At 52.4% G+C, this 26,447-nt stretch carries 27 protein-coding genes; 12 read left to right on the forward strand and 15 right to left on the reverse strand.

The features are described from left to right. Positions 1 to 212: 212 nt before the first annotated feature. Positions 213 to 1,838 (reverse strand): BCCT family transporter, encoded by a 1,626-nt coding sequence (locus B6A39_RS15245; protein ID WP_083007035.1) that lies wholly within the window; start codon positions 1,836 to 1,838, stop codon positions 213 to 215. Positions 1,839 to 2,065: 227 nt separating this feature from the next. Here B6A39_RS15245 and B6A39_RS15250 point away from each other — a divergent pair, with 227 nt between their 5' ends. Further along, a complete protein-coding gene (locus B6A39_RS15250; protein ID WP_083007036.1) occupies positions 2,066 to 2,422 on the forward strand; it encodes a hypothetical protein in 357 nt (118 codons plus the stop codon). 23 nt (positions 2,423 to 2,445) lie between these two features. Here the strand turns inward: B6A39_RS15250 and B6A39_RS15255 are convergent, their stop codons facing one another. The 6 genes from B6A39_RS15255 to trmB form a co-directional block, all read right to left on the reverse strand. Next, positions 2,446 to 3,339 (reverse strand): AEC family transporter, encoded by an 894-nt coding sequence (locus tag B6A39_RS15255; protein WP_083007038.1) that lies wholly within the window; start codon positions 3,337 to 3,339, stop codon positions 2,446 to 2,448. Continuing rightward, positions 3,336 to 6,335 (reverse strand): bifunctional [glutamate--ammonia ligase]-adenylyl-L-tyrosine phosphorylase/[glutamate--ammonia-ligase] adenylyltransferase, encoded by a 3,000-nt coding sequence (gene glnE / locus B6A39_RS15260; RefSeq protein WP_083007040.1) that lies wholly within the window; start codon positions 6,333 to 6,335, stop codon positions 3,336 to 3,338. Before glnE ends, B6A39_RS15255 begins: the two co-directional genes overlap by 4 nt. Before the next feature lie 73 nt (positions 6,336 to 6,408). Further along, entirely contained in the window at positions 6,409 to 6,780 is a 372-nt protein-coding gene (locus tag B6A39_RS15265; RefSeq protein ID WP_083007042.1) for a diacylglycerol kinase, read from the reverse strand. A 28-nt stretch (positions 6,781 to 6,808) separates the two neighbouring features. Next, positions 6,809 to 8,239 carry a D-alanyl-D-alanine carboxypeptidase/D-alanyl-D-alanine endopeptidase gene (gene dacB, locus B6A39_RS15270; protein ID WP_083007044.1) on the reverse strand — a complete coding sequence of 477 codons (1,431 nt, stop codon included), beginning with the start codon at positions 8,237 to 8,239 and terminating at the stop codon, positions 6,809 to 6,811. A gap of 134 nt (positions 8,240 to 8,373) precedes the next feature. Then, entirely contained in the window at positions 8,374 to 8,703 is a 330-nt protein-coding gene (locus tag B6A39_RS15275) for a DMT family transporter (protein WP_083007046.1), read from the reverse strand. Then, positions 8,700 to 9,365 carry a tRNA (guanine(46)-N(7))-methyltransferase TrmB gene (gene trmB / locus B6A39_RS15280; RefSeq protein WP_083007048.1) on the reverse strand — a complete coding sequence of 222 codons (666 nt, stop codon included), beginning with the start codon at positions 9,363 to 9,365 and terminating at the stop codon, positions 8,700 to 8,702. Before trmB ends, B6A39_RS15275 begins: the two co-directional genes overlap by 4 nt. Positions 9,366 to 9,575: 210 nt before the next feature. Between trmB and B6A39_RS15285 the strand changes: the two genes are divergently transcribed. The 7 genes from B6A39_RS15285 to B6A39_RS15315 all read left to right on the forward strand — a co-directional run bounded on the left by B6A39_RS15285 (position 9,576) and on the right by B6A39_RS15315 (position 16,766). After that, complete coding sequence (locus B6A39_RS15285; RefSeq protein ID WP_083007928.1) at positions 9,576 to 11,462, forward strand: beta-ketoacyl synthase; 1,887 nt, start codon at positions 9,576 to 9,578, stop codon at positions 11,460 to 11,462. Beyond that, complete coding sequence (gene coaD / locus B6A39_RS15290) at positions 11,459 to 11,953, forward strand: pantetheine-phosphate adenylyltransferase (RefSeq protein ID WP_038478195.1); 495 nt, start codon at positions 11,459 to 11,461, stop codon at positions 11,951 to 11,953. Before B6A39_RS15285 ends, coaD begins: the two co-directional genes overlap by 4 nt. Positions 11,954 to 12,025: 72 nt before the next feature. Continuing rightward, a complete protein-coding gene (locus tag B6A39_RS15295; RefSeq protein WP_038478199.1) occupies positions 12,026 to 12,274 on the forward strand; it encodes a YfhL family 4Fe-4S dicluster ferredoxin in 249 nt (82 codons plus the stop codon). Positions 12,275 to 12,286: 12 nt separating this feature from the next. Continuing rightward, positions 12,287 to 13,579 (forward strand): MATE family efflux transporter, encoded by a 1,293-nt coding sequence (locus B6A39_RS15300; protein WP_083007049.1) that lies wholly within the window; start codon positions 12,287 to 12,289, stop codon positions 13,577 to 13,579. A 223-nt stretch (positions 13,580 to 13,802) separates the two neighbouring features. Further along, entirely contained in the window at positions 13,803 to 15,113 is a 1,311-nt protein-coding gene (locus B6A39_RS15305) for a short-chain fatty acid transporter (RefSeq protein WP_009724869.1), read from the forward strand. Between the two features lie 90 nt (positions 15,114 to 15,203). Continuing rightward, positions 15,204 to 15,728, forward strand: coding sequence for an acyl-CoA thioesterase (locus B6A39_RS15310; RefSeq protein ID WP_083007051.1), 525 nt, complete (start codon positions 15,204 to 15,206; stop codon positions 15,726 to 15,728). A 33-nt stretch (positions 15,729 to 15,761) separates the two neighbouring features. Continuing rightward, the gene (locus tag B6A39_RS15315; protein ID WP_083007052.1) at positions 15,762 to 16,766 is read left to right on the forward strand and encodes a hypothetical protein; all 1,005 of its coding nucleotides are present in this window, start codon (positions 15,762 to 15,764) and stop codon (positions 16,764 to 16,766) included. 35 nt (positions 16,767 to 16,801) lie between these two features. Here B6A39_RS15315 and B6A39_RS15320 read toward each other — a convergent pair whose 3' ends face one another. Further along, positions 16,802 to 18,196, reverse strand: a complete 1,395-nt coding sequence (locus tag B6A39_RS15320; protein ID WP_083007054.1) for an aminotransferase-like domain-containing protein — start codon at positions 18,194 to 18,196, stop codon at positions 16,802 to 16,804. Positions 18,197 to 18,291: 95 nt separating this feature from the next. On the opposite strand from B6A39_RS15320, the gene B6A39_RS15325 reads away from it, so the two are divergent. Continuing rightward, positions 18,292 to 18,897 (forward strand): LysE family translocator, encoded by a 606-nt coding sequence (locus tag B6A39_RS15325; protein ID WP_083007055.1) that lies wholly within the window; start codon positions 18,292 to 18,294, stop codon positions 18,895 to 18,897. Here the strand turns inward: B6A39_RS15325 and B6A39_RS15330 are convergent. Together B6A39_RS15330 and B6A39_RS15335 are read right to left on the reverse strand one after the other, a co-directional pair. Beyond that, complete coding sequence (locus B6A39_RS15330; protein WP_083007057.1) at positions 18,894 to 19,262, reverse strand: I78 family peptidase inhibitor; 369 nt, start codon at positions 19,260 to 19,262, stop codon at positions 18,894 to 18,896. The two genes, B6A39_RS15325 and B6A39_RS15330, sit on opposite strands and share 4 nt — an antisense overlap. Positions 19,263 to 19,369: 107 nt before the next feature. Then, complete coding sequence (locus tag B6A39_RS15335; protein WP_038478218.1) at positions 19,370 to 19,501, reverse strand: entericidin A/B family lipoprotein; 132 nt, start codon at positions 19,499 to 19,501, stop codon at positions 19,370 to 19,372. Positions 19,502 to 19,716: 215 nt separating this feature from the next. On the opposite strand from B6A39_RS15335, the gene B6A39_RS15340 reads away from it, so the two are divergent. Then, positions 19,717 to 20,136, forward strand: a complete 420-nt coding sequence (locus B6A39_RS15340) for an HIT domain-containing protein (RefSeq protein ID WP_083007059.1) — start codon at positions 19,717 to 19,719, stop codon at positions 20,134 to 20,136. A 1-nt stretch (position 20,137) separates the two neighbouring features. On the opposite strand, the gene B6A39_RS15345 is transcribed toward B6A39_RS15340, so the two are convergent. From B6A39_RS15345 to B6A39_RS15360, 4 genes are all read right to left on the reverse strand, one after another. Then, positions 20,138 to 21,133, reverse strand: coding sequence for a nickel/cobalt transporter (locus B6A39_RS15345; protein ID WP_083007060.1), 996 nt, complete (start codon positions 21,131 to 21,133; stop codon positions 20,138 to 20,140). A 75-nt stretch (positions 21,134 to 21,208) separates the two neighbouring features. Further along, positions 21,209 to 21,847, reverse strand: coding sequence for a DUF1007 family protein (locus B6A39_RS15350; RefSeq protein ID WP_269747996.1), 639 nt, complete (start codon positions 21,845 to 21,847; stop codon positions 21,209 to 21,211). 53 nt (positions 21,848 to 21,900) lie between these two features. Further along, positions 21,901 to 22,275, reverse strand: coding sequence for a hypothetical protein (locus B6A39_RS15355; RefSeq protein WP_083007062.1), 375 nt, complete (start codon positions 22,273 to 22,275; stop codon positions 21,901 to 21,903). Between the two features lie 23 nt (positions 22,276 to 22,298). Beyond that, the gene (locus B6A39_RS15360; RefSeq protein ID WP_083007064.1) at positions 22,299 to 22,871 is read right to left on the reverse strand and encodes a hypothetical protein; all 573 of its coding nucleotides are present in this window, start codon (positions 22,869 to 22,871) and stop codon (positions 22,299 to 22,301) included. Between the two features lie 133 nt (positions 22,872 to 23,004). Between B6A39_RS15360 and B6A39_RS15365 the strand changes: the two genes are divergently transcribed. Then, positions 23,005 to 24,135 carry a glycerate kinase gene (locus tag B6A39_RS15365; RefSeq protein WP_083007065.1) on the forward strand — a complete coding sequence of 377 codons (1,131 nt, stop codon included), beginning with the start codon at positions 23,005 to 23,007 and terminating at the stop codon, positions 24,133 to 24,135. 287 nt (positions 24,136 to 24,422) lie between these two features. Further along, positions 24,423 to 24,899, forward strand: a complete 477-nt coding sequence (locus B6A39_RS15370) for a Dps family protein (RefSeq protein ID WP_009724882.1) — start codon at positions 24,423 to 24,425, stop codon at positions 24,897 to 24,899. 81 nt (positions 24,900 to 24,980) lie between these two features. Here the strand turns inward: B6A39_RS15370 and B6A39_RS15375 are convergent, their stop codons facing one another. Continuing rightward, a complete protein-coding gene (locus B6A39_RS15375; protein ID WP_083007067.1) occupies positions 24,981 to 26,444 on the reverse strand; it encodes an aminoacyl-histidine dipeptidase in 1,464 nt (487 codons plus the stop codon). Positions 26,445 to 26,447 lie beyond the last annotated feature (3 nt).

Genomic DNA, 26,447 nt, shown 5'->3' on the forward strand with positions numbered 1-26,447 from the left:
ATTCCTTGGCATTCAGACTCATAGCAACCAGTGCGCTACCACGGCCGCAATACCCACCACCATCGCCGTTATAACAGCAACAGTGACGAGGCGATCCAGCCAACGGTCAAAAACGTCCCTTTTGGGCTGTTTCCGCGTGGCGCCGTGGTGTCCTTGCCGGGCCATCAGCACGCTTTATCCATGTGTGCATTCCCTATAAATCAGCGAATAATTTAACTATTAATGCGACGATTGACGACGCTTGGAGCACGGCGTAGGCGCTCTTCCTCGCCTAACTGTTCTGCTTCAAACGCATCAGCACCAACCGGTGTTTCCCCATGGCGACGATACAGCTGCGTTAGCATCGCCTTGCGGTCAGCACGCAGCTCACGAACCAGTACCACAATCATCATATACAAAATAAAGGTAAACGGTAATGCTGAAAGCACCGCCGCTGACTGCAGGCCAGAAAGTCCACCCGCCACAATCAACGTTAAACAAATAGCGGCGATCAATACACCCCAAATAATACGCTTATAAAGTGGCGGATTGATGGAGCCATTGTCGGTCATTTGCGCCACGATGTAGGAAGCAGAATCTGCCGACGTCACCAGGAAAATAAAGATAAGCAACATGGCGACTACCGATAGAACACCGGTGAAGGGCATCAGCTCGAACATTTCGAATAACGCCACGGTAATATTGGCTTCAGTGGCGGCAGCCAACCCAACATCGCTACCCGACATTTCCAAATTAAGCGCGGCACCACCAAAAACGCCTATCCACAAACAGGCTAATAATGGTGGCACAAACAATACGCCAAAGACGTACTCTTTGATCGTGCGGCCGCGGGAAACACGCGCTACAAAGGTACCCACAAACGGCGACCATGCAATGACCCATGCCCAATAAAAAATGGTCCAGCTACTCGCCCATTCATTATCGCTATAGGGTGAAATGCGTAGGCTCATACCAATAAAGTTTTGCAGGTAATCGCCAATACCCAGAGTAATGGTCTCTAAAATAGCAATAGTAGGGCCTGTGATTAATACGTACAGCATCAAGCCAATACATAAAATCATGTTTAGGTTTGATAACCGCTTAATGCCTTTATCCAAGCCTGACCATGTCGATGCCATATAAGCACAAAACATGACAAACAGAATGACAAACTGCCAAAAGCCATTTTCTGGCAAACCAAACACCGCATTAAGCCCTCCGTTCATTTGCAGCACACCTAAACCAAGCGAGGTGGCTACCCCCATAACGGTGGCGACCACAGCAAAAATATCCAGCCATGATGCGTAAGGGCGAACCCGGGGATGTTTAGCCGTCACTGAAGAGAGTACTGAAGACACCAGCCCTGCTTGCCCTTTCCGAAATTGAAAGTAGGCAATAATTAAGCCCACAACAGAAAACGCCGCCCACTGGTGGATACCCCAGTTAAAGTAGCTGTATTGAATTGCATAGCGCGCGGCAGCATCTGTTTCAGCAGGCACGTCACCATAAGGGGGGGAGATATAGTGCGTCATTGGTTCAGCCATACCATAAAAAACCAGCCCAACACCAAACCCCGCCGCCAGCAGCATGCTAATCCACGAGAAAAAACTGTAACTGGGCGTACTGTCTTGAGGACCAAGGCGCACTTTCCCATACTTACTCAGTGCCAAGCCAACAAGAAAAACCACAAAGCCAAACACTGAAAACAAGTAGAACCAGCCGAACAGTTCCGTAATTGAGGTGAGCGCTGTTTGGGCTGCATTACCAAAGCCTTCTGGGAATGCAGCGCCAATAACAACCAAGCCGAATATAATCACCGCAGAGGCGACAAATACCGACTTACCGCCATGATTTGCCATATAACCATCCTGTTAAATGAGCATTGTGTATAACAGAGTAAAATGTACCGATAAATGCAGGTTTTTTGAAACACAGACCTTGTACCAAACATAAAACGGCATGGCCTTTAAGCTAACATATTCGTATAAAATTTCTTTAAGGCCTTAATCAAGAAATGTTAGCCCAGCCCAGGAACTTGATACCCAGCCTGTGTTCCAATGGACGCATACGAACGATGGAGGCTTTCATGCCGCAAATGAATCGTGATCAACGTAATGCCGCGTGGCAAGCTGCTAATCAGTGGCGTGCTCGGGCAGCCCAGACCCAGCCGACCGGCCTGATGGGCAGTATCAAACTGCTACTAACGTGGCTAGCGTTTGGTGCACTGATGATCGTCGGTGTTGTATTCGGACTTTTCTTTCTGCTTATTGGCTGGGCAATGATGCCCTTTGTCCGCCATAAAATGAAAAAACGTATGGAGCAGATGCGCGCTGACCACGCTCAGGATATTGGTGGCGGTTATTCTCACAGCGATACCTCTACGCGCCAGCACGATGCAATAGAAGGTAGTTACGAAGTTAAAAACGATCACCATCGGTCTTGATCAATTACTGAATAACGCCGCTATTAAAGCGGCGTTTGAATCCAAGCGAACGCTGCTGCTAACGTCAGTGGTATAACAATCAAGCTCCCTAAATTACCAATAAGTACCAACGAAGCGACTTTCTGGGGTGCCAGCTTATACTGCTCTGCCACTAAGTAGTTCAGCACCGCAGGCGGCAGTGCAGCAAACACCAGTAGCACAGCTGTCTGTAGCGGATTCAATGGTAGTAACCACATGAGTGGTAGTGCGATCACTAAGCCAGAAAGCGGGCAGAGGAGCGCTCCCAACAACCCCGTTCGCCAGTCATTAAAATCAATTTCCAGCAATCGAACACCTAATGCAAAGAGCATCAGGGGGATACAGACTCCTCCTAACATATGCATTGCTTCTAACAGCCAGCTCGGCAACGGTACATTTCCAACGTTTATAACTAGCCCTGCTAGACTAGCAGCTACGATGGGCATTCGTAACAGTCGCCAAAGTGACGTGCGCGGGTCCAACATGTAAAGACCTACTGAGAAATGCAGGAGCATTTCAACAATAAACACGACTACAGCAGCCGGTAGGGCTTCTGGCCCAAAGGCGAGTACCAATAGCGGCACCCCCATATTGCCAGAGTTATTGAACATCATTGGCGGCAAGAACACCTTAGTGTCTAGCGACAGCCACTTAGCAACCGGCCAAAGCACAAGACCAGACCCTAGCACGACGGCCACCGCCGCAGTGGCGAGCCAGGCATAGTCTGCCAGTGGCGCTTGGCGATCAGCTAGCACAGCAAATACCAGCAGTGGAACAAATAGCTCCATATTGAGCGTGTTAAGGCTGCGAATATCAGGGTTTCGGTAACGCCCGTAAACCGCACCACAGCCAGCAATTAAGAACACGGGTAACAGCGTCGCGAGAATATGACCGATCATGGTTCAAGAAAACGCTGCCAAAGTGCGATAACCACATCGCGGTGGGCTTTGAACGCCTGTGCATCAACGACGGTTTTTTCACCGGTTAACGCCGCACGATGGGTACGGCTACGATAAGCGAGATACGCTTCCCGCAGCTGCTCCGCCTCTGACTCGGAAATATGCCCACTCTTGGCGAGGGTTTCTAAAATGCGGATATTATCGCTATACGTTATTAATGCAGGCGTGTCATGAGCGAGTGATAACACTGCGTATTGGCAGAGAAACTCAATATCGACCATGCCACCCGCATCGTGCTTCAGGCTAAACACTTCCCCTTGTGCACTATCTGGCTGTCCTTTTAAGCCCGGCCCTTTAGAACCCTGCCCTTTAGAACCAAGGTGATCACGCATTTTATGACGCATGCTGACAACATCGTCTCTCAAGGCTTGCGGGTCACGCTCGCGACACAGCATCTCGCCACGGATCGCATCAAATTTATCTGCAAGCCCGTCACTACCGGCAACAACGCGCGCGCGCACCAGCGCTTGGTGCTCCCAGGTCCATGCGTTTTGGCGCTGATAATCCGCAAAGGCATCTAAAGAGGTCACCAACAGGCCCGCATTGCCTGAAGGACGAAGGCGCATATCAACCTCGTAAAGGCTGCCAGCAGGCGTTACTGCGGTTAAAAGGTGGATAATGCGCTGGCCTAGGCGGGTAAAAAAGACCGCCGTATCAATGGGCCTGGCACCATCGGTAGTGCCTTTCCCGTCGCTATCATGAAGGAACACCAAGTCCAAATCAGAGCCATAACCAAGTTCGATGCCTCCCAGCTTGCCGTATCCCACAATCAAAAACGCTGGCTCTCGTATATTGAGACCTTCTGGCACACCATGTTTACGCGTGACATGTTTCCAGGCCATCGCTAGCACGGCATCCAGAATGACTTCAGCGATATACGTTAGATAGTCGCTCACCTTCATCAAGTGGCGTGTTCCAGCGATATCCGATGCAGCAACGTGAAGCATCTGCGCATGCTTAAACACGCGAAGCGCTTCCAACTGCGCCTCATCATCATCTTCTGGCAAGCGGCTCAACGTTTGGCGTAGCTCGTCTGCCAAGCGTGATTTATCAGCGGGGGTGTAAAGCGTATCTGGCGTTAGTAGCTCATCAAGCAGTATTGGATAACGCGCAAGTTGCTCTGCAATCCAGTGACTGGCCGAGCACAGCTTCATCAGGTGCTCAAGCGCCTGGGGATTTTCACGCAGTAGCGCAAGGTAAGCAGTTCGCCTAAGCACCGACTCGATCAGCGGCTGGACGCCACTAAGAGCGTTATCTGGCAATTCACTTTCGGCAACGGCAACCAGTAGCAGCGGCATTAGCGCATCTAGCCGTTCAAAGCCGATACGCTGCATGCTTTGTACCTGGCGGGAATGGTAAAGTCCCTGCAGTCGTTTAAGCGCTTTCTCTGGCTCCATAAAACCAGCATCAGTTAGCAGTGCTGCCGCCTCTTCCTGTTCTAGCTCGCCGCGCCACAGTAATCGCCATTGCGATAGGCCAAGGTTATCGTCGCTACTCTCTGCATCGGCATCCTCTTCCGGGTCAGCGATCACCGCATCAAAGTGCTGACGAACACGTTCGCGCACTTCCTCCAGCCGAGCGATGAGCCCAGGCCAATCTTCATGCCCCAAGGCAAAAGCGACCCGTTCCCGGTCTTCATCATCGACGGGTAGCGTTTGAGTTTGACGGTCTTCTAGCGCCTGAATAGCGTGTTCCATATCACGAAGATACGCATAGTCAGGCAGCAGCTCATCGACGACCGTTTGGGGCAACAGTCCCAGTTCAGGCAATCGATTAAGAGCCGTCTTGAGCGAGGTCACTTGAAGCTCGGTATCGCGTCCACCGCGAATCAGCTGAAATGCTTGTACAACGAATTCAACCTCGCGGATTCCACCGGGCCCTAGCTTGATATTGCTTTGCATGCCCTTCCGCTTTACCTCGCGATTGATCATCGCCTTGAGCTCACGCAGCGACTCAATCGCACCAAAATCCAAGTAGCGGCGGTAAACAAACGGCCTGAGACTTGCGAGCAATTCATGCCCGCCATCTATGTCTCCTGCGACGGGACGCGCTTTGAGCATGGCATAACGCTCCCACTCACGGCCCTGATCCTGATAGTAACTGGAGAGCATCGAGAAACTGCCCACCAGTGGGCCACCATCACCCAGTGGGCGCAGCCTCATATCAACGCGAAATACGAAACCGTCGGCCGTCATGGCATCTAAAGCGGCGATCAGTTTCTGACCTAGTTTGGTGAAGTACTCTTGGTGCTCAAGGGGCTTACGCCCGCCTTCGGTTTCACCTTTTTCAGGGAAGGCGAAGATCAGGTCGATGTCAGAGGATAGATTTAGCTCACCCGCGCCGAGCTTACCCATACCCAGCACCACCAACCGCTGAGACGAGCCATCTCTGCGGGCCGCAGGTAACCCCCAGCGTGGGGCGTAAAAACGTTCAAGCCAGCTTAACGCAGCTTCTATACAGACTTCCGCCAGCCACGAGACTGCCTGAGCAGTGTCCCACATGGTGTAGCCATCAGGGCGATTAAAGTCACGCCACACAATCCCGAGCATGCGGGCTCGGCGAAAGCGGCGAATAGCGCGATGCATTGCCTCTTCATCATCGGCATTTTCCAGCGCATCATCTAACCAACTTGCTTGCGACTCCTTACTGGCCGTCGCATCCAGCTCGCCAGCCACATCTAAATCAATTAGCCAGTGCGGAAAACGTGTCAGGGTATCTAGAGCGAAGCTTGAGACAGTTACGACGTTGGCTAACGCTTCACGGCGCGCATCAGAAAGTGCCTCCCAACTACTGGAAGGCAACGGTTGCTTGGTCATTGAGGCAAGATTATCAGCTTGGCCAAGCGCTTCACTTAATCGCTGCCAGGCACGCTGCGCGGCGGGCTTAAGCACTGTTGGCAGCCCAACCTGGGGTAAAAACGCGTCGTCTAACTGCATAACCACCTCTCTGCCAAGCATCTATTATATTGGTTGATGAAACGACTCACTGCATGAGTTGAATAAAATCGATTTAGCCAACCAGCTTTTGCCAGCCTAACAGCCCCCAGGTTAAACCTGCCATGATCAACGACAGCATAACCGCCGCCGAGCCAATATCTTTAGCACGCCCTGAAAGCTCGTGATGCTCGGTACCAATACGATCGACAACGTTCTCTATAGCACTATTGAGCAGCTCCACAATCAGCACAAGAAACAAACTGCCAACCAGCAGCAGCCAGCTAATTGGTCCTTCTCCAATCCACCAAGCCAGCGGCAGCAACACCGCTGCAATACCCACTTCTTGACGAAACGCAGCTTCATTTCTGAAAGCGGCCTTTAACCCTTTCCATGAATAGCGCGTTGAGTGCACTAGATGCGTTAATCCCGTATGTCCTGGCTTCATGCCCGTTGCCTCGGCGGTAAAGTTAATATTAATTAGCTAATATCATCGCATCTAAATCCAGCGACAGCGGATCCAACACTTCGGGCCAGCTAAGATAAGGCGTACTGCCGCTGCCATTAACTAGCACACTAAAGACACCCCAACGTCCCTGGGCGGTACGGAAATAGCCCGCCACGGCACGAACAGCAAACGGCTGATTGAGCGTGCCTGTTTTCAGCATGACGTTATTTTGAAACGTTGGAGAACCACGACGAATAAAGCGCATTACCCCATTAGCAGGCGACTGAAAAGACGCGACGAAACTAGGGAACAAGGCACTTTGGCGAAACATATCCTCCAACATCACATTGACACCGTGAGCGGAGGTGCGGTTATCGGTCGTCAGACCGCTGCCACTGTGTAACACCAATGGACCGTGGCCCGACAAGCTTTGCACATAGGCTTCTATCGCCTGCCCCGCTTGGCGCAGTTGCGCTTGGGGCGTTTCCACCAGATTTAGTGCCAACACATCAGCCATATAATTATTGGAGTAGTTCATTGTACGCAGCAGCAGTTCCTGAAGCGGCTTACTGTCAACGGCTGCCAAACGCTGTGCACTGCTAGGCGGTCTCGTTGAGCTAACCCGCCAGGGGTCACGCACACTCACACCCGCCTGATTTAGCATGCTCAACAATACTTGAGCCGTTTTCTCTGCTGCATCGCCGGCGCCACGGTAAACATCACGAGCCGCGGCATTGGTTGAAATTTGCCCGGTAAGACGCAGAACATCACCCCGCTCATCGGTAATGCGCTCTGCGCTGATGTCAGTGCCACTATTGGCCGGGCGCGTGATAACTTGGTTATCAATAGCAATTAACGGCGCCTGACTATCACATAATCCTACGCGTGCAGGTTCTCCCGCTGCCGCAGCAGGGGCTATATTGGCGCACCAGCTACCAAAGTTGACACCTGCCGAAGTGAGCGGCGCACTGTAAGCATTGGTGACTCGAGTGCGCGCATTACAGCGATCCGTGGTAATACACTCAACAGGGCCAAAGCGCCACTGACTGACCACCAGCGCGCCATCCACTTCGCGCACACCAGCAAGCTGCAGGCGTTGCACTAACCGCCAAAGGTCTTCAGTTGTGAGGCCGGGGTCGCCCCCACCTTCGAATACCAAGTCGCCACGCAATACCCCATTTTCCACGCTACCTGTGCTGACAAGCTGGCTGGTAAAGCGATGCTGGGGCCCAAAACGATTGAGTGCCGCAGCAGACAGATAGGCTTTAGTGACAGATGCTGGCGACAGCTGACGCTCTGGATTCAAGCTACCCAGCAACGCATTACTACCGGCATTCGCATCCAGTAAGCGCGCCTCAGCGCTAATTGAGAAGCCTTTGCTTGCTAACTGGCCAAGCTGGCTGAAGTCGGCATACAGTGCAGGGCTTGTACATAAGGCGGCACCTACCACACTTGTCATCAAGACCCGACGCCAGCGGCGTATGGATGATTTAACCGAATGATTAAAAGCTGAGAGTGTCTCGGCAGAATCGTTAACCTCTAAACACTTTGTATCTGAGCACTTAATATCTGAGCACGTCACGCTTACTTTCCTCAATGCACGTTCATTTTTGAAAAGACTTGAAGTATGACTACTCCAGCCACAATCAAACTAATGCCAATAACAGCGGGTAAATCAGGCTTTTCACCGAAAACCACAATGCCAACCAGCGTGACCAACACGATGCCCAGACCTGCCCAGATGGCATAAGCAATACCGACAGGCAATGTCCGCAACACCAAGCTCAACAGATAAAATGCCACACCGTAGCCCACGACGACCATGATGCTTGGAATCGGTCGTGTGAATCCCATTGACGATTTGAGGGCGCTAGTGGCGATAACCTCGGCAACAATCGCTAGCACTAAATATACAAACGTCATGCCCGCTCCAATTCAATCTGCAACTGCCAAAGCGTTTGGCCGCTTTGATCATACTTTGCTTCAAATGGCGTTAGATAGCTGCCGTTAGGTACCAACGAGGCAATCGCTGCCTGCTTTCCCGTTACTAGGGCGGTTGCCAGAGCAAACTCTTCAACATATAACTGCCAGTTGGATCGCACTTCTAAATGCCCCCCAAGGGCTAGCAGTGTGGGGAAAACAGGATGCCCATGCCAGCGCATTTTTAAATGCGCTGCTTTTGGATAAGGATTGGGATAAAGCAGAAAATGCCGCTCTGGCGCCCATTTTGCCTGTTCAGCTAGTCGCCAGAAGTCAACAAGGTCAGCCCGCACCAACAGCGCATTAGCAGGCAATTCGCCATGGTCTCGACTTAGCCGATCTTCGCTTCGATCAACGCCGATCACCGCATGCGCTGGAAACTGTTCTGCCAAACGGCGTGTCGAAAGGCCTACACCGCAGCCAGCATCTAGGATTAATGGTGCTTGCTGCTTTTGAAGCCACATATGCGCGCCTTCAAAAGCCCGTTGCGTATGCGCAGCGATTGGCTTTCGCAGTGGGTTTTCCAAGGCACGTGCTACCCGGCGCGCCACATCGTGATGTGGGCCAGGCTGATTGGAAACCACGGGTCGTGATGAATGCTGCATGCCATCCCCTGCTTAAAAAAAACGTGATTCTATCAGTCTACTGCGCACGCGGCATGACGCCGTTGTACGCCCGGTGCTATGATCACGTTCGAGAGTATTATTAAGCGCAGATGAGCAGCACTTTTTTGCTATGCCTCTGACAATAACTGTTACTAAAAACCACCGCACCACGAGGAACCCGGCTTGTCACACTTACCGGTGATTGTCGGCATGGGCGGCATCAATCCCGCCGGCAGAACCTCGGGCCACCAGGCCTTCCGCCGCACCGTGCTTGATGCTCTTCCAGCTGACCAGCAGCGCCAAACACTGGAAGGCTTGGCAGCGCTTATGCGCCTTGCCGAGCATTCCGATAACGGCTGGCATGATAGCGCCGGCCAGCCCATTGACTCCCCTGCTCAAACCTTGCGCGATCATGTGCTTAACCACACATTGATTCGGCGCAACGAGGATCCACGCTTTCTCGCTCCGGGCTTGCCAGCCAACCGACGGGCAGAAATGACGCTGTCTGAACCGGTGCGTTTTACATTGCGCCGCCGTCAGCTGCCCGAACAGCTGCCTGAAGGATGGCACGTAGAGGACATTGACGCGAAAGAAGTCGCCGTTACCGTGCCCGCGGGTAACTTTAGTGCTCTGCTGCCTGACGCCTTAGAGCCAAAGGTACGTGCAGCTGCCCAATTGCCGAGTGGCTTCGATCCCGCCAGTCTTTACCGTAGCGTGCATCATCCGCGCGGCCTGTCGATGGCAGTATTTAGTGCTAGTGACTGCCTAGGTTCCAGCGGGCTCGCTTGGGAATCAATTCGCCAGCGGCTTGATCCTGACCATATCGCTGTATATGCGGGCAACTCTATTGGCCAATTAGATGACCAAGGCTGGGGCGGCTTACTAAAGAGCTTGGTTAGTGGCCAACGCGCCACCTCTAAGCAGATGCCACTGGGCTACGGGCAAATGCCAGCTGACTTCCTCAATGCCTACGTATTAGGCAGTGTGGGGAGTACCGGCGCAGCTTTAGGTGCTTGTGCAAGCTTTTTATACAACCTGCGCCTAGGTATTGATGATATTCGCACAGGGCGTTGCCGGGTCGTTATGGTAGGCACCGCAGATGCGCCGATTACCCCCGAAATCATCGAAGGCTTCCGCGCCATGGGCGCACTGGCCGATGATGCTAGCCTGAAAGCACTGGATTCTTTAGAGTTGCTTACCGACGCCGACTATCAGCGTGCTTGTCGCCCGTTTGCACGTAACTGTGGCTTCACCATGGCGGAAGCGAGCCAGTTCGTACTGTTAATGGACGATGCGTTAGCGCTTGAGTTAGGGGCGGATATTCTAGGTTCAGTGCCCGATGTATTCGTTAATGCCGATGGCTTTAAGCGCTCTATTTCCGCACCCGGTATTGGCAACTACATCACCTTGGGCAAGGCAGCCGCTTTGGTAAAAGATATGCTAGGTGAGAAAGCGCTAAAAGAGCGCACTTTCCTGCATGCCCATGGCACTAGCACGCCAAAAAACCGCACGACTGAATCCCATGTTTTTGATGAAATTGCTCGAGCAAATGGCATCGAGAACTGGCCAGTGGTCGCCATTAAAGCGTTTATTGGCCACTCCCAAGGGTCTGCAGCAGGCGATCAGTTGGTAAGTGCTCTGGGCAGCTTTGCCCATGGGTTACTGCCAGGTATTCCCACCTTAGACGCGGTCGCGGACGATGTGTACGCCAAGCGGCTTCGTTTTTCCACTACCCCAGTGGTGTTTAGCGCCGATGCTGCCTTTATTAATGCAAAAGGGTTCGGTGGTAATAACGCTACTGGCGTTGTGCTCTCCCCTCAGGTCACCGAACGATTGCTTACACAACGCCACGGCAGTGACGCCATTAGCGCTTGGAAAACACGTCGGGAAGCCGTTCGAGAGAATGCCGCGACTTATTTAGCAAGCGCTGATCATGGGCACTATGCGCCTCGTTATCAGTTTGGTGAAGCCGTTTTAGAAGGCCCTGAACTTGAGATCCACGCCGATCGCATTCATATACCGGGCTATGATCACGCCGTTTCGCTAACGGCAGACAATCCTTTTGGTCAGCTTGATGAACAGGAGACACCGGAATGAGCGATCAACGTGTGAATGTTGCCGTCTATCCTGGGACGTTTGATCCTATCACCAACGGCCACTTTGATCTTATCGAACGCGGTGCACGGATGTTCGATAAGGTGGTCATTGCGGTCGCAGCAAGCCCTGGCAAGCAGCCTAGTCTTGAGCTAGAAACCCGTATCGCGCTGGCCAAAACGGTGTGTGCTTCACTGCCGAACGTAGAGGTCATCGGTTTTTCAACACTTCTGACCACTATGATGCACGAGCAGGGTGCCACCATTATTCTACGTGGCCTTCGGGCTGTCTCGGATTTCGAGTACGAGCTTCAGCTGGCCAATATGAATCGTGCGCAAAACCCTGAACTTGAGAGCGTATTTCTCACCCCAGCGGTGGAAAATTCCTATATTTCGTCCACCATTGTGCGAGAAATCGCCAAACTGGGCGGCGATATTTCACCGCTCGTTCACCCGCAGGTCGCAGAGGCGCTGCGTAAGCACTACACTATCTAGCGATCGATATTGTTGAGTAAAACGCTCAGGTATATAACTACCTGGGCGAAAAGCCATTCGTGAGGTACGCCCATGGCCCTGATGATCACCGACGAATGCATTAACTGCGACGTCTGCGAACCTGAATGCCCCAATGACGCCATCTCTCCTGGCGAGGAGATTTACGTTATTGACCCCAATTTATGCACGGAATGTGTCGGTCACTTTGACGAGCCACAGTGCCAACAAGTGTGTCCAGTGGACTGCATTCCTCTCGACCCAGAGCGTCCCGAAACCCACGAGAAACTCATGGAGAAGTACCGCATTATTACTGCTGCTTAGGCCCACTGAAACGTGCGTATTTGGACTCTTGCCTGGCCAATCATTCTTTCAAATATAACAGTTCCCTTACTAGGGCTGGTCGATACCGCTGTGGTCGGACACCTGCCCGATTCTCGCTATCTGGCGGCAGTAACCCTCGGAGCGACGCTGTTTAGTTTCCTCTATTGGGGATTTGGCTTTCTACGCATGGGCACCACGGGGTTGGTTGCCCAGGCAATCGGACGCGAAGCACATAGTGATGTGCGCAATTTGTTGGGTCAGTCACTTATAATGGCGATCGTTATAGGCGCGCTATTGATTATCTTTGGGTCGCCACTGATTTCGCTCGGCTTATGGCTATTAGACGGCAGTGAAGCGGCGACACCACTGGCACGAGAGTATGCCGAAATACGCCTCTGGTCGGCACCGGCGGTGCTGGCGAACTACGCCATCCTCGGCTGGTTTTTGGGCCAACAAAACGCCCGCGTTACGTTGATGATTTTAGTGCTGACCAACAGCGTCAATATCGTGCTTGATCTTTGGTTTGTCGTAGGGCTAGGGATGACCAGCGGCGGTGTCGCTCTGGCCAGCGTGATTGCCGACTACAGTGCGCTAACCTTGGGTGGCTATTTAGTACTGCGCCAGCTTGGTCACCTGGAAGGCTGCTTTCAACGGCAGCGACTTTTGGTAGTGTCAGCCTACTCAGCCCTGTTTAATGTTAACGCCAATTTGTTTGTGCGCACCTTAGGGCTGCTGTTCGCCATGGCTTTTTTTACCGCTCAAGGGGCACGCCAGGGCGACACGGTGTTAGCCGCTAATGCCGTACTATTGCAATTTATTATGCTCACTAGCTACGCACTTGATGGCTTCGCCCACGCAGCGGAATCGCTGGTAGGCCGCGCGTTTGGGCGGCGTGACTGGCGGGAGTTTGCCGCGACGGTTCGAGCGACAGCACAATTCTCGTTCTGGACAGCCACTGCAGCCACCTTTGCCTTCGCATTGGGCGGAAATTATTTAGTAGCCATGCTGACAGGGCTGGCAGAGGTTCGTGCCACTGCCGCTAGTTACCTGCCTTGGATGATCGTGATGCCATTGATAGCCGTATGGAGCTATTTTTTAGATGGCGTTTTTATCGGCACCACCGCTGTGCGCGAAATGCGCAACAGCATTTTTATCGGTCTAGCGGTTTACCTACCGACTTGGTGGCTATCTCAATGGCTTGGTAACCATGGCCTGTGGTTAGCCTTTACGCTCTTTATGTTCACACGCTCGGTGGTACTGATTGCCTACTACTACCGCTACCGTCAACGCCACTGGCGCCCTTAGGGCTAAAGCCCAAGTGCTGAAATCCACAACGCTAAACTCATAGTGTCCCCCCACCGTTGAAGCCCACCACGCTTAGTTGCTGCCAACTGGTCTACCGTAATAGTGATTATCTGTGCCAGCACCTGAGAACGCACTTGAGAACGCACCTAACAATGGATGAAAAATACGGTTTACCGCCGTATATTAGCCACGCACTTCCTAATAACGAATAAAGAGAGCACTCATGTTAAAACTCATATCAAAACCGGCAGTTAAGCTGGTCGAGCGCTACTTGCCAGATCCCTACATCTTTGTTCTGCTGCTAACGTTGATTGCATCTGTCGCTGCGATAGCCGTTGAGCGCCAAACACCACTTGCCGTGCTCCGCATGTGGGGTGATGGTTTTTGGGGGCTACTCACCTTCTCGATGCAAATGCTGCTGGTACTCGTCACGGGCTTTATGCTGGCAAGCTCACCACCGGTAAAGCGCATTCTGCAGAAAATCGCTAGCACTGCGAAAAGTCCTGGTGGCGCGATTATTTTAGTTACGCTCGTGTCGCTCGCGGCCAGCTGGATTAACTGGGGGTTTGGCCTGGTTGTTGGGGCGCTTTTTGCCAAGGAACTCGCCCGCCTGATACGAGTGGACTATCGGCTTCTCGTTGCCAGCGCTTACTCAGGCTTCGTGGTATGGCATGGCGGCCTTGCTGGCTCAATTCCGCTGACCATTGCCACTGAAGGCCACTTCTCCGCTGATCAAATCGGCGTTATCGGTACCGGCTCAACGATTTTTGCCTTCTTTAACCTTGCAATTGTTGTCTGTCTGTTTATCGCCGTACCGCTGGTTAACCGCTTCATGCTGCCGGACGAAAAAGACAGTGTCTATGTGGATCCCAAGCTGCTAAACGATGAACCCGAACAGCAAGGCCGTATTACCCGCCCAGCCGAAAAGCTCGAAAACAGCATGCCTCTCGCCCTGCTAGTGGGCGTTCCGGGGCTTCTGTTCCTGCTCGATCACTTTCTACTTCGTAGCGGAGGATTGAACCTTAACGTCGTCAACTTCCTGTTCCTATTCTTGGCCATTGTGCTGCATCGCACGCCGCGCAACCTGCTCAACAGCTTGAATGAAGCCATTAAAGGCGGCGCAGGAATCGTTATTCAGTTCCCCTTCTACGCGGGCATTATGGCCATTATGGTGCAATCGGGATTGGCTCAGAGCATGTCTGAGTGGTTAGTCTCTTTCGCCACCGCTACATCGCTGCCATTCTGGTCCTTCCTGAGTGCTGGCATTGTGAACCTGTTCGTGCCTTCCGGCGGTGGCCAATGGGCTGTTCAAGCCCCGGTCATGCTACCCGCTGCAGAAGCGCTAGGCGCTGACATTTCCCGTGTGGCCATGGCGGTAGCCTGGGGCGATGCCTGGACTAACTTATTGCAGCCCTTCTGGGCGCTGCCGGTGCTGGCTATCGCAGGCCTGAAAGCGAAAGACATCATGGGTTTCTGCCTCATCCAGCTGTTTGTCACCGGCATTATTATTTCCGTTGGCCTAGTATGGTTTTAGCATTAACGACGCAATAGCTTTAGAACTCTAGCTACCTACATAGCGCCCGCCCCTTGGGGCGGGCATTTTAATCTCTGAAGGTTTTTATTTATGTCAGACACCCAGGTTGAACATAGCGCCCTTCCCGGCCAGCATGAACTCTCCATGACCGTGTTAATGACGCCCGACATGGCCAATTTCAGTGGCAAAGTACATGGTGGTGCTATCCTTAAAAAACTCGATGAGGTGGCCTACGCTTGTGCAAGCCGCTATTCAGGCCACTATGTCGTCACACTTTCTGTCGATCAGGTGTTGTTTAAACAGCCGATTCATGTAGGTGAACTGGTGACCTTTCTCGCCAGCGTCAATCACGTGGGGCGATCTTCTATGGAAATCGGGGTTAAGGTAGTGGCCGAAGATATTCGTGAAAAGCTGATTCGTCACACCAATAGCTGTTATCTCACCATGGTGGCGGTAGATTCAGACGGCAAGCCCGCGTTAGTGCCACCGCTAGCATTGGAAACGTCGCTACAGAAACTGAGATTCGAAAAAGCCACATTACGCAAAAAACTGCGTAAGCAAGCAGAGCAAGAAGAGTTGCTAACTCATAAAAACCACCATCAGCAGCACTCTTAACGCTAACTTACGCCCTCAGAGCAAGGAGCCCTCATGCCCGTTAGGGAGCGCTACCCACACCTACCCAAAACCGTTGAGTATGCGCATATCGGCTGGGATTTTTTTATTCTCGCCGCGGTCATCATCAACCTTAGCCTATTACTGTTTGACTCGCTGTTTCTGATTGGGCCAATAAACGATACCATTGCCAGCCTTACACCCAGTTTCCACGCATTTTATGACTCGGCAGTTCACAGCCGCTTTATTACTATCGATTTGTTTTTTGTCGGTATCTTTATAGCGGATGTACTGCTGGGTTGGGCAGTAGCGATTGCCGAACGGCGCTACCACCGCTGGTTTTTCTACCCGTTTGTTCACTGGTACGACGTATTGGGCTGCATTCCACTCAGCGGATTCCGCTTATTGCGCGTGCTGCGCGTGGTATCGCTATTAAACCGGCTGCATCGGCTGCGCTTGATTAATGTGACCAGCTGGGACAGCTACCGCTTTTTTGCCAAGTATTACGACATCCTGCTAGAAGAGCTTTCCGACCGCATTGCACTGCGCTTACTAGGTAATGTACAAGAGCAAATTGTGGCTAGTGATTCACTAACAGAGCGGGTCATTGATCGCGTTATCCTCCCTCGCAAAGCCCAGCTAATTCATGAAATTGCTCAGCGATTAGAAACAACGGTGGGGCAAGCCTATCAACAAAACCGTAACGCTATCATGGCGGCGATTGATGACTTAGTTAGCCGAACCCTGCGGGAAAGCCCAGAAATTCAAAAACTACACCGCCTACCCATGGGAAACACGGCCTCAAACGCTATGCAGGCGTCACTTAGCGGGGTTGCCCAGCGGCTAGTGGATGAACTCGCCCAAGGCATTCACTCAACAGAGTTTCGTCAACTAGTTGAGCGTACGGCTGAAACGGGTTTCAACAGTTGGCTAACCGTGGATGAAACAAGCGCGCATGTCACCGAACAAGTGCTTTTCGACATTCTTGAAATGCTAAAAGAGCAGGTACGCCACCAAGGATGGAAAGACCGTTATGAGTAGTCTGATTACCACTAGTAGGGCTATCAATAGCCCTACTATACGGTAATGGTTGCCAACGGGGGCTGAGCCAGGCACTGCTTAATAATATTCAATGCCTGGATTAATGTCTGTCTGTCAGCAGCAGCCCCAATACAAATCCTAATGGCCTGGGGCGCAGGTGTACTTCCCACACAAAAAGGCTCCGCACTTGAAACTTTAACGCCTTGTAGCTGCAAGCGTTCACACATTTCGATGGCACGACTCCCTTCCGGCAACGTAAGCCAGACATTGCTGCCGTTGTGACTTCGACCCAGCGTGTAACCAGAAAGCACCTCTGTCACTATTTGCTGTCGCGCGGCCAGCTCCTCGGTTTGCCACGCAAGCAGTGAAGCTGCCTCGGGCTGAGCGATCCAATAACAGGCGATATCAACCATCAACGGCGGCACCATCCAACTCTGCGCCCTTAGCCCGGCAGCAAGGCGTTCCAGCAGCTTATTAGGCGTCCGCAAGACACCAATACGCAGCCCACCTGCTAGCACCTTTGCGGTACTGAAAACAAATAGCGTTCGCTCTGGCGCTAACTGATACAGGGGTGTGCCGCGCTGCTCAGCAGGCAAATACTGCACACCATCTTCCAGTAGCCAACTGTCATAACGTCTGGCAAGTGCCACCAATTGCTCTCGCCGAGCCTCGCTAAGACAAGCCCCGGTAGGGTTATTCTGATCAGGTGTCACATAGATTAACCTGGGTGGCTGACGGGCGCACTGAGCCTCCAGCGCATCCATACACATCCCCGAATCATCAAAGGCAATGCCGACCATTTTTAGGTGGGCTTGCTGGGCAGCGCTAATTGCGCCTGGATAGGTCAAAGCGTCGGTTGCCATCAGTTCACCTGGGCGCAGCAGCGTACTAAGCACCAGACTAATGCCATGCTGCCCTCCCTGAGTAATCAGCAGCTCATCTGCGTTCAGCGACATACCTAATTGCGCTAGCCATTCTGCCAACCTCTCGCGGTGACCTTCGGTTCCCCTCGCATCAAGATAGGAGACTCCTCGCGTTACTGCAGAAGGCGATTCGCTCATTGCCTTTAAAGCAGCACTGAACGCCTGCAAACGAAGTGGGTGAGGCGGCGGCAAACTTAAGCTTAAATCGATGACATCACTGTCATCATCCGTCCGCCATGCCATATCAAAAACGGTCCTTGGCGCAGATTGCTTGACGAAGGTTCCACTGCCTACTCGGGCAGTTACCCAGCCATGGCGCTCTGCCTCTGCATACCCCCGAGTAACGGTGCCTACAGTTACTCCCAACGCATCTGCTAAGCGCCGCTGAGGTGGTAAACGTTCGCCTGGGGCCAGTTCACCATCTGAGATAGCGGCGCCAATGGACTGGGCAATCGCGCGATAGCGTGGCCCAGAAAAACACTCAAGTGAAGGCACCCAAATTGTCATGGTGACAATAAAACCTTTGACGTAGATTTACCCGCTATTATGCTTACAAAAGCGATCAAAAAACAATCTAAACCACAAAATTGTATGGATACAAAATGAACAACGAATGGCTACTGCTTGGCCCGGCTGCGCTTTATATGATGTCGATGACACTTACCCCTGGGCCAAACAATATTATGCTGACTGCCTCTGGGGCGAATTTTGGTTTTCGTAGAACCATGCCTCATATGTGGGGCATTTTAGGCGGCTGTTTTCTGCTGTTTTCCGGTATCGCGCTGGGGCTTGGCGTATTATTTGAACGCTTTCCTATGGTTCAAACGACACTCCGCTGGGTGGGTAGCGCCTATCTATTGTATTTAGCTTGGAAGATAGCCACTGCACCGCCGCCAAATCTCAAAGGAACTCAACACGGGGTACCGTTAACTTTTTTCCAAGCCGCAATGTTTCAATTCGCCAACCCCAAAGCATGGGTAATGGGGCTGGCGTTGATGGCGGGATTTCTTCCCGAAAATGGTCAGCCAGTAATCAACGCACTGGTGTTAGCAGGTTTCGCGGAATTGGTCGCGCTGCCGTGCATTGCCTTATGGGCAGCGTTTGGCAGCGCCATTGGACAATGGATCAAAAGTGATAAAGCATGGCGATTATTTAATATCACTATGGGACTGTTAACGGCCGCCTGTGTCGTACTGATTTTACGCTAGCCACAGCGCAGCGCTTCAATCATGTCATTACTTTCAAGAAGAATATTCAAGCGATCTTCTCGGTAGTCCATGGTGGCGGCGCTATTCGGCCTAAGTACGCGCACCTGCTTTGCGCCGCTCTCACTTTGTAGCATGGGCACATTGGCTTCATCAAAAGGAGCGCCAATAGCATACTGGACCGCGTCAGCATCGCATGTGGTGTTCATTTCAGTAGAAGGCTTACCTACAGTAGGTGGCTCTGGGGCAGAGACATTATCGGGTGAACCAGCACATGCCACCAATAAGACAGAGACTGGCAATACCGATGCGAGTAATAAAGCTAAGCGGCCCACTTTCTTCTTCGCACAGCGTATTGGGTGATTCATTATGGCGCTTCCTTGTGTTGGTAAATAACTACCCTGAATGCAAAACGGGCTAGACAACTATGCCTAACCCGCTCACTCACGCCAAGAAGCATTGGAAATAAAGCGTATTAACTTGCTGCGTCTTGAACTGCTTGGCCACCCTCTTGAACGTCTTGTCCTGCACCTGCAATGGTATTGCAGCCCGCTAGAGCGCCCGCCGTCATCAACAGAATAAAGCTAATACCTAATAGTTTTTTCATCTGTGTTCTCCTTAACAAATCATTCAACATCGGGAAGCTCCGACGGCAGCCTTGCCGTATGGGAGTGTTTTCAGAGTAACAGATTTTAATAATTTCGCCTGTTTTGGCCTCTCCTTACCAAGCCTCTTGGTAAGTCTTTGGGCAAGTCCTTGGGTAAGGAGCAAGGTGTATCCGCAGCTGCTATGATGATTTTTATTATGTAAAGGAGTACTTAATTGAAAACGTTCGAACTTGACCCACGCCTAGAAGCGGATACTTTGCCGCTCGCCGACCTTCCCCTGTGTCGGGCGCTGCTAATGAACGATGCGCGCTACCCTTGGGTAATTTTGGTTCCCAGGATCGGCTCAGTCAGCGAAGTGTTTGAACTGAACCAGGATGATCAAGCCCAGCTATGGCGTGAGACGATTGCGTTGGGGACGGCGATGAAGGCGACATTTCACGGCGATAAGCTCAATATTGCCACCTTAGGGAATGTCGTCAACCAGCTACATATTCATTTGGTAGTTCGCTATACAGATGATGCCAGTTGGCCAGCGCCGGTATGGGGAAATGGCAGCCCAGAGCCTTATGAGCTAGCCCTTCAGGGCAGTCGCCGTGAACAGTTGCTAGCCCAAATTGAAGGATTAAAGCTTTAGCTTAATTCCCCAGCAAAGAGCCTTGCCTTGATGGTGGCTCGTTGAGTAATGGACCACTGGCAGGCTGAGCGGCGCCAGCCAAAGAGAGTGATACACCTAGCGCAATAATGAGAGCACCGCCTGCAAGCGCCGCCCACCCAGTTGCTTTCTCGACCACTTGTCGGCTGTTTTGTTGCTGCAACCGCTTGGCAGCCCAGCCCCGGGCCACTATGCTTGCCAGCGCCAGCACAGAAACGGTAATACCGGTACCAAGCGACATGGCAAGCACCGAAGCGACACCAACGTAAAATTGCCCAAGCAAGCTAGCGGCCCCCAACATGAGCACTGCCCCCGTACACGGACGCATCCCAATCGCACCCACGGTCATCAATGCTGTGCGCCAATCAAGCGCTTGCTGAGGCTCAATATGATGAGCCCCACCGCAGCAGTGGGAATGATCATGGCTGTGACTGTGACTGTGACTGTGACCAGCATCAATGGCGTGGGCTGAGTAAGCTTGCCGCAATTGTTTTATCGCCCGCCAGCATAACCAGCCACCTAATAGTGCCACTAACATAAAGCTGGCTTGCTCCACCCAAACCACGCTGCCCATCGCTTGACGAGTCACCCAGCCTAGCCCATGTACGAGCACTGCCACTATCGCAATTGCCGTTACTCCCTGTAACAGGGCTGCCGCAAAAGAGAGCCCCAAGGCGCGGCGGGTGGCACCACCGTGAGACGCTAAATACGTCGCTAATACTGCTTTGCCATGCCCAGGCCCCGCGGCATGAAAAACACCATAAGCAAAGCTTACCCCTAGCAGCGTTAGCCAAGTGTTGGTAGAAGGCGTGCGAGAGAGTTCGGTAATAGCAAGCGTCAGGGTGCGATGTAAATCTCGCTGCCAAGCCAGCAGTTGAAGACTAACTCCCTGCAAATTAGCCTGTACGATGATGACCAACAGCAGCGCCCCGAACACGGTAAGCGCTCCCCACAACAGTTGTTGCCGCGTTAAAGGCATTACCCCTCCACCGAAAAGTTATAAAGTAACACTGCTGTAAAGTAACACTTTATACACGACCTTCCAGGTTTTCCGCTAGTCGCATTCAATTCGCCCCGTTTCTGCAAAATGGCGGCCCAAACCTGGTTCTCCCGTTTCATCCACATCTAACAGCGCGGCCTGCATAACGAGCTCGGGATCAGGATCAGCAGGTAACACGCTTAAACGGCAGTCGGGCTCACCATTAAGAATCAGCGCCTGCTCAGAGGGCGCCCCTTCCTCTTCTTCGTGCACCACTTCGATATAGTAGGTTGGGTCAAAGATCTGATACTCCAGCATTCGCCCAGCCAATGGCTGAGGCGTTGCTAACGGCAGAATAAACATAAAGGTTAAGCGACCATCACGCTCCAACGCCGTGTACTCAGACACCTCACCCAGCGCTTGCGGTTCGCCATTCACACGAACCTCCGTAAAGTAGTGCTGCTGCGACAGGTTATCGCGGATGTCGCTGCCTAGCTGGTCAAGTCCTTCTTGCAGGTTGCTACCTTGAACCTGCTGTAACTCTTCGAACACTACCAAACTGTAAAAAGGGTCCATTCGCCATGTTTGATGAAGCCCTGTCGCGTCCCCCTCATCGTTTGTTATCACCCTCACGCTGAGATCGACCCAGCCATGGGGGTGAGCCATCACAGGACTGCTGCTTAACGCGCCGCTAACACCGACTGCCAACACTATCCAGTAACCGTGAAATTTATTCAGCAAATTTCCATGCGCGGGTAGTACGCCTCTCACGGCAATTCTCCTAATTTATGTTGCAGCTCAACCAGCCAGGGGTCTAATACATACGGCGGTAGCGGCTGATTACCACGCAACGCCGACAGGCTGACACGGCTGCCGCCAGCGACTTCACTTACCTGCAGTTGCAGGCGATACTCTGGCCAGCGGGCTAGCGTTGCATCTGCGCGCCCTAGCGCTAAATCAGCGTGCCGAACGACATAGCCTTGCTCCATCATTAACTCAATGGCTTCGCGGAACGTTTGCTCAGGGGAAGCGTTGTAACGTAGCTCTCGCGGCTCTAGTGGCTGCTTAGCGGCACAGCCTGCCAGCGTAATGACCATGAGTACTGCAGTGACCGTTAAAAACTGCTTACGTAGTGATTTCATAACGCCCTCGGGGTAGCTGCTGCTTACTTAAACGCAGTTTGGAAACGTTGACAAAAATCATCATTGCTAGCGCTGTAAGATTCACGCAGATCCCCTAAGTGGTCAAAGCGACGAATATCTCGGGAAAGCCGAATATGCCCATCGCGAGCCAGTAGCGATACTCGCTCTACTTCGACAGGTTGATGGCGGAAACCGCCTCCAAACCCACCACCGACCCCCAGACCAATGCTGGAACCACCACGCCCCAAACCAAAGCCGCCAAATACCCGCATGCTTCGCCCATATCCAAAGTCGTTATCATAAGGGTCGTAGTAGCCAATTAAATCTCGCTGGCGGCTAGCGGTCACCAGCCCTAAATCGGTGTCGGTAGCTTCAAGCTCAAACCCCCATGCTTCCAATACGGCAATACTTTGTGTCAGCACCTCCAAACTTTGTGTTGCCCCCCCCAACTGCGAAGTCACTTGGCCAGACTGGCCGCTTGGAAAATAGCAGGCTGCCGAAGGAGCTGGCTCCGCTTGAGGAAGGCGATCAGGCACTGCTTGGCAGCCTGTCAGTATCAACAAACACGTCATGCTAATAGGTAATATTGCCTTCATGAGTGATCCTCTCGCCCCAGTTGCAGCTGGTGTGTCATCGAACGCCACGCTAAGCTCGCCAGCAGCCATTCATTAAAATAAATGATAAAAATCACGATAGATAATTATGACAACGCGTCAGGGAGGTTGTGCGATGAATGTTCTGCTTTGCCCCGATAGTTTTAAAGATGCGCTTAGTGCTGAACAAGCAGCAAGCGCCATGGCCGATGGTATTCAACGGGCTGTGCCAACCGCCACGATCCACCTTTGCCCGCTTGCTGATGGCGGTGAAGGCAGTTTAGATGCGCTTATAGCCGCTACCAATGCCGAGCGACGTCAACTTACGGTACAAGATGCCTTGGGGCGGCCGCGGCAAGCATCCTGGGGCTGGCTTAGCGAGCAGCGTACCGCGTTTATCGAACTAGCAGAAGCCAGTGGGCTGCAGCATCTATCCCTTCACCAACGTAATGCCCTACATACCTCCACGTATGGCGTCGGAGAGTTATTTCACGCGGCGCTTGATGCTGGTGCCACGAAGGCACTGCTTTTTTTAGGTGGCAGTGCCACCAATGATGCAGGTGCAGGCATGCTCCAAGCACTAGGAGCCAAGCTATTAGATAGGCACGGCAACTCGCTCCCTCCTGGTGGCGCAGCACTCCAGCAGCTGGCAACGCTCGACCTTTCCACGCTAGATCCGCGTTTAAACAGCCTAGAGGTTGAAGCCGCCGTGGATGTAGATAACCCACTACTGGGATCACACGGGGCGAGCGCTGTTTTTGGCCCGCAAAAAGGCGCATCACCCGACGATGTCACCACGCTTGACCGCGCAATTGGCCATTTTGCTGACTTGAGCGCCCAACTACTGAGTCGCGATGAGAGAGAATTAGCAGGTGCGGGGGCTGCGGGCGGGATGGGATTTGCCGCTCGCTGTTTTCTGAACGCCACCCTCACGCCGGGCATTGAGATGATCATGCAACAGGCCAAGCTACCTAACCTGCTTCCTGATATTGACTTAGTGATTACCGGAGAAGGTCGCTTAGATGGTCAAAGCCTTTCAGGTAAAACGCCTATTGGTGTTGCCCGTACTGCCAAACGCCATGGCAAGCCGGTCATAGTGCTCGCTGGTAGCTTGGGTGAAGGGTGGCAAGCCTGTCTAGAAGAGGGAGTTACTGCCGCTTTTGCCCTTGCCGACGGCCCCATGCCCTTGGAGGATGCTTTACCACGCACCGCTGAGCTACTCGCTGACCGCTGCGAAAGTATTGCAAGATTTTGGCTCGCTCGATAAGCGGGTCAGCCGGCAGACTCGTGAAAAGCATGCCCCCTTGAAAAACATGCTAGCCGCCTACATCTCTTTTATTAACCATACATACATTAAGCAGCCTATCAGACCTGTACTACGCTGCGTAAGCGATGAGTCAGCCGTCGCCAGCTCACCGCCAAGGTAATGTTATGACGCTATTGCCGCGATGCAGAAAACTTGTTTTGCAATGCTTGCTAAGCGTCTTAAGCTAAATCAAACGATTTGATGACCGTGCTTTTTTCAGAACGGTTACAACCATGGAGGAGCACTACATGAGTGATACAAATAGCATTGGTTTACACGAAGGCAGCGCAAGCCAACTCGCTGAGAAACTTAATCACCTGCTGGCCAATTATCAGATTTTCTATATGAATGTTCGTGGCTATCACTGGAACGTTCGAGGTAGCGACTTCTTTGAGTTACACGCGAAATTTGAAGAGTTTTATACAGACTTGCTTACCAAAGTGGATGAAGTGGCAGAGCGTATTTTAACGTTAGGCCACAAGCCTATTCATGCGTATAGCGACTATGTGAAAATTTCGCGTATTGAAGAAGATAAAGACGTTCATGATGGTCAAACCTGCGTAAAAGGCGTACTTACAGGTTATCAAACACTGATTGAATTACAGCGAGAACTGCTGGCAATTGCGTCGGACGCTGACGATGAAGGCACCGCTGCACAAGCCGGTGACTATATTCGCGAGCAGGAAAAAACCGTGTGGATGCTCAACGCTTACCTGAGCAAATAACACGATGTTTACCTCGTTAACCTGAGGTAAACGCTATCAAAAACGGCACCATAGAGGTGCCGTTTTTTTATGGCGATTTGTCTAACGAGAGTTCGCCAACGTTTCAATGAAATCGCGCAACATCTCCCAGAACTCTGCTACCGATTCAATTTCCACTCGTTCGTCTGGCGAATGCGCGCCGCGAATCAGCGGGCCAAACGAAATCATGTCTAAATGTGGGTATTTACTTCCTAAAATGCCACATTCAAGGCCTGCATGAATCACCTTAACCTCGGGTTCGCGGCCCATTAATGCAGCATGCCGAGTGTTAAAGATAGCAAGCAAAGGGCTTTGTGGATTGGGTGCCCAGCCTGGGTAGCCATTTTCCACTTTTACTCTAGCGCCCATTAGCCCAAACAGCGCCTGAAAACGTCCCGCCATCGCGTCAGTAGCGCTGTCATGCAGTGAGCGCACCAGTGCACAAAGATGGAAACGTCCGTTTTCCACGCCTAATACACCTAAATTGTTCGAGGTTTCCACTACCCCCGGCACGTCAGCACTCATGCGTTCGACCCCACAAGGGGCCGCATGCAGCGCAGCCAGCAGCATCGCGGTGGCGTCCCGCGTTAGTGGTTCAGCGTCAGCCAGCTCCACACGCTCAGCAGTAAGTGTCATATTGCTATCGCCACTGCCCAGCTCAGCTTTCAGCGTATCAGCAAGCGTTTCCACCATCGCCAACGCGGCGTCAGCCTCATCAGCAGGCAAGGCAATTTGGGCAAACGCCTCGCGGGGGATGGCATTACGCAGTGTGCCGCCCTGGTAACTAATCAAACGCGCACCAAAGGATTCTAATGCCCACAATACGCGGACTAGCAAACGGTTCGCATTGCCCAGGGGCTTATCAATATCCATTCCCGAATGGCCGCCTTTCAGCCCCGTCAGTGCCAGCGAGATCACCTGCTCATTTTCCTGTATCGCCGTGCTGGGGAGCTGCGCATTCACTACTACATCAGCGCCTCCCGCGCAGCCGATATAGACTTGGCCGCGATCTTCACTGTCTAAATTAAGCAGCAATGCCCCTTCCAACCAATTTTCAGCAAGATTGAGCGCGCCCCCCATAGAGGTCTCTTCCTCTAGCGTAAACAGCGCTTCTAACGGGCCATGAGTAAGCTCGGGGTCTTCCAATACTGCCAGAATCGCAGCGACACCAAGGCCATTATCAGCCCCTAGTGTGGTGCCATTAGCAAATAGCCAACCGTCTTTTACATACGTCTGAATAGGATCGCGGGTAAAATCATGATCATGGCCTGCGTTAGCTTGCGCCACCATATCTAGATGGCCCTGCAGCACGATGCCTGGCGCGCTTTCACAGCCGGGCGTGGCTGGCTTACAAATGCGCAGATTGCCAAAATCATCACGGTCGTGGGATAGGCCCTGGGAATCGGCCCAGGCCTCCAACGTCGCCACCAGCGCGGCTTCGTGGCCAGAAGGACGCGGCGTATTACATAGTGTGCGAAAGTGCTGCCACACTAAACGTGGCTTGAGGGCTTCTAGATGTGCGTTCATGGA

This window comes from Halomonas sp. GT (genome assembly GCF_002082565.1).
In the GTDB taxonomy this organism is placed as follows: domain Bacteria; phylum Pseudomonadota; class Gammaproteobacteria; order Pseudomonadales; family Halomonadaceae; genus Vreelandella.

What these genes read in the sequence shown, in the direction of transcription:
- B6A39_RS15245 (WP_083007035.1), bottom strand. Translation starts at nt 1,838, where the DNA reads ATGGCAAATCATGGCGGTAAGTCGGTATTTGTCGCCTCTGCGGTGATT.
- B6A39_RS15250 (WP_083007036.1), top strand. Translation starts at nt 2,066, where the DNA reads ATGCCGCAAATGAATCGTGATCAACGTAATGCCGCGTGGCAAGCTGCT.
- B6A39_RS15255 (WP_083007038.1), bottom strand. Translation starts at nt 3,339, where the DNA reads ATGATCGGTCATATTCTCGCGACGCTGTTACCCGTGTTCTTAATTGCT.
- glnE (WP_083007040.1), bottom strand. Translation starts at nt 6,335, where the DNA reads ATGCAGTTAGACGACGCGTTTTTACCCCAGGTTGGGCTGCCAACAGTG.
- B6A39_RS15265 (WP_083007042.1), bottom strand. Translation starts at nt 6,780, where the DNA reads ATGAAGCCAGGACATACGGGATTAACGCATCTAGTGCACTCAACGCGC.
- dacB (WP_083007044.1), bottom strand. Translation starts at nt 8,239, where the DNA reads ATGACAAGTGTGGTAGGTGCCGCCTTATGTACAAGCCCTGCACTGTAT.
- B6A39_RS15275 (WP_083007046.1), bottom strand. Translation starts at nt 8,703, where the DNA reads ATGACGTTTGTATATTTAGTGCTAGCGATTGTTGCCGAGGTTATCGCC.
- trmB (WP_083007048.1), bottom strand. Translation starts at nt 9,365, where the DNA reads ATGCAGCATTCATCACGACCCGTGGTTTCCAATCAGCCTGGCCCACAT.
- B6A39_RS15285 (WP_083007928.1), top strand. Translation starts at nt 9,576, where the DNA reads ATGGGCGGCATCAATCCCGCCGGCAGAACCTCGGGCCACCAGGCCTTC.
- coaD (WP_038478195.1), top strand. Translation starts at nt 11,459, where the DNA reads ATGAGCGATCAACGTGTGAATGTTGCCGTCTATCCTGGGACGTTTGAT.
- B6A39_RS15295 (WP_038478199.1), top strand. Translation starts at nt 12,026, where the DNA reads ATGGCCCTGATGATCACCGACGAATGCATTAACTGCGACGTCTGCGAA.
- B6A39_RS15305 (WP_009724869.1), top strand. Translation starts at nt 13,803, where the DNA reads ATGTTAAAACTCATATCAAAACCGGCAGTTAAGCTGGTCGAGCGCTAC.
- B6A39_RS15310 (WP_083007051.1), top strand. Translation starts at nt 15,204, where the DNA reads ATGTCAGACACCCAGGTTGAACATAGCGCCCTTCCCGGCCAGCATGAA.
- B6A39_RS15315 (WP_083007052.1), top strand. Translation starts at nt 15,762, where the DNA reads ATGCCCGTTAGGGAGCGCTACCCACACCTACCCAAAACCGTTGAGTAT.
- B6A39_RS15320 (WP_083007054.1), bottom strand. Translation starts at nt 18,196, where the DNA reads ATGACAATTTGGGTGCCTTCACTTGAGTGTTTTTCTGGGCCACGCTAT.
- B6A39_RS15325 (WP_083007055.1), top strand. Translation starts at nt 18,292, where the DNA reads ATGAACAACGAATGGCTACTGCTTGGCCCGGCTGCGCTTTATATGATG.
- B6A39_RS15330 (WP_083007057.1), bottom strand. Translation starts at nt 19,262, where the DNA reads ATGAATCACCCAATACGCTGTGCGAAGAAGAAAGTGGGCCGCTTAGCT.
- B6A39_RS15335 (WP_038478218.1), bottom strand. Translation starts at nt 19,501, where the DNA reads ATGAAAAAACTATTAGGTATTAGCTTTATTCTGTTGATGACGGCGGGC.
- B6A39_RS15345 (WP_083007060.1), bottom strand. Translation starts at nt 21,133, where the DNA reads ATGCCTTTAACGCGGCAACAACTGTTGTGGGGAGCGCTTACCGTGTTC.
- B6A39_RS15355 (WP_083007062.1), bottom strand. Translation starts at nt 22,275, where the DNA reads ATGAAATCACTACGTAAGCAGTTTTTAACGGTCACTGCAGTACTCATG.
- B6A39_RS15360 (WP_083007064.1), bottom strand. Translation starts at nt 22,871, where the DNA reads ATGAAGGCAATATTACCTATTAGCATGACGTGTTTGTTGATACTGACA.
- B6A39_RS15365 (WP_083007065.1), top strand. Translation starts at nt 23,005, where the DNA reads ATGAATGTTCTGCTTTGCCCCGATAGTTTTAAAGATGCGCTTAGTGCT.
- B6A39_RS15370 (WP_009724882.1), top strand. Translation starts at nt 24,423, where the DNA reads ATGAGTGATACAAATAGCATTGGTTTACACGAAGGCAGCGCAAGCCAA.
- B6A39_RS15375 (WP_083007067.1), bottom strand. Translation starts at nt 26,444, where the DNA reads ATGAACGCACATCTAGAAGCCCTCAAGCCACGTTTAGTGTGGCAGCAC.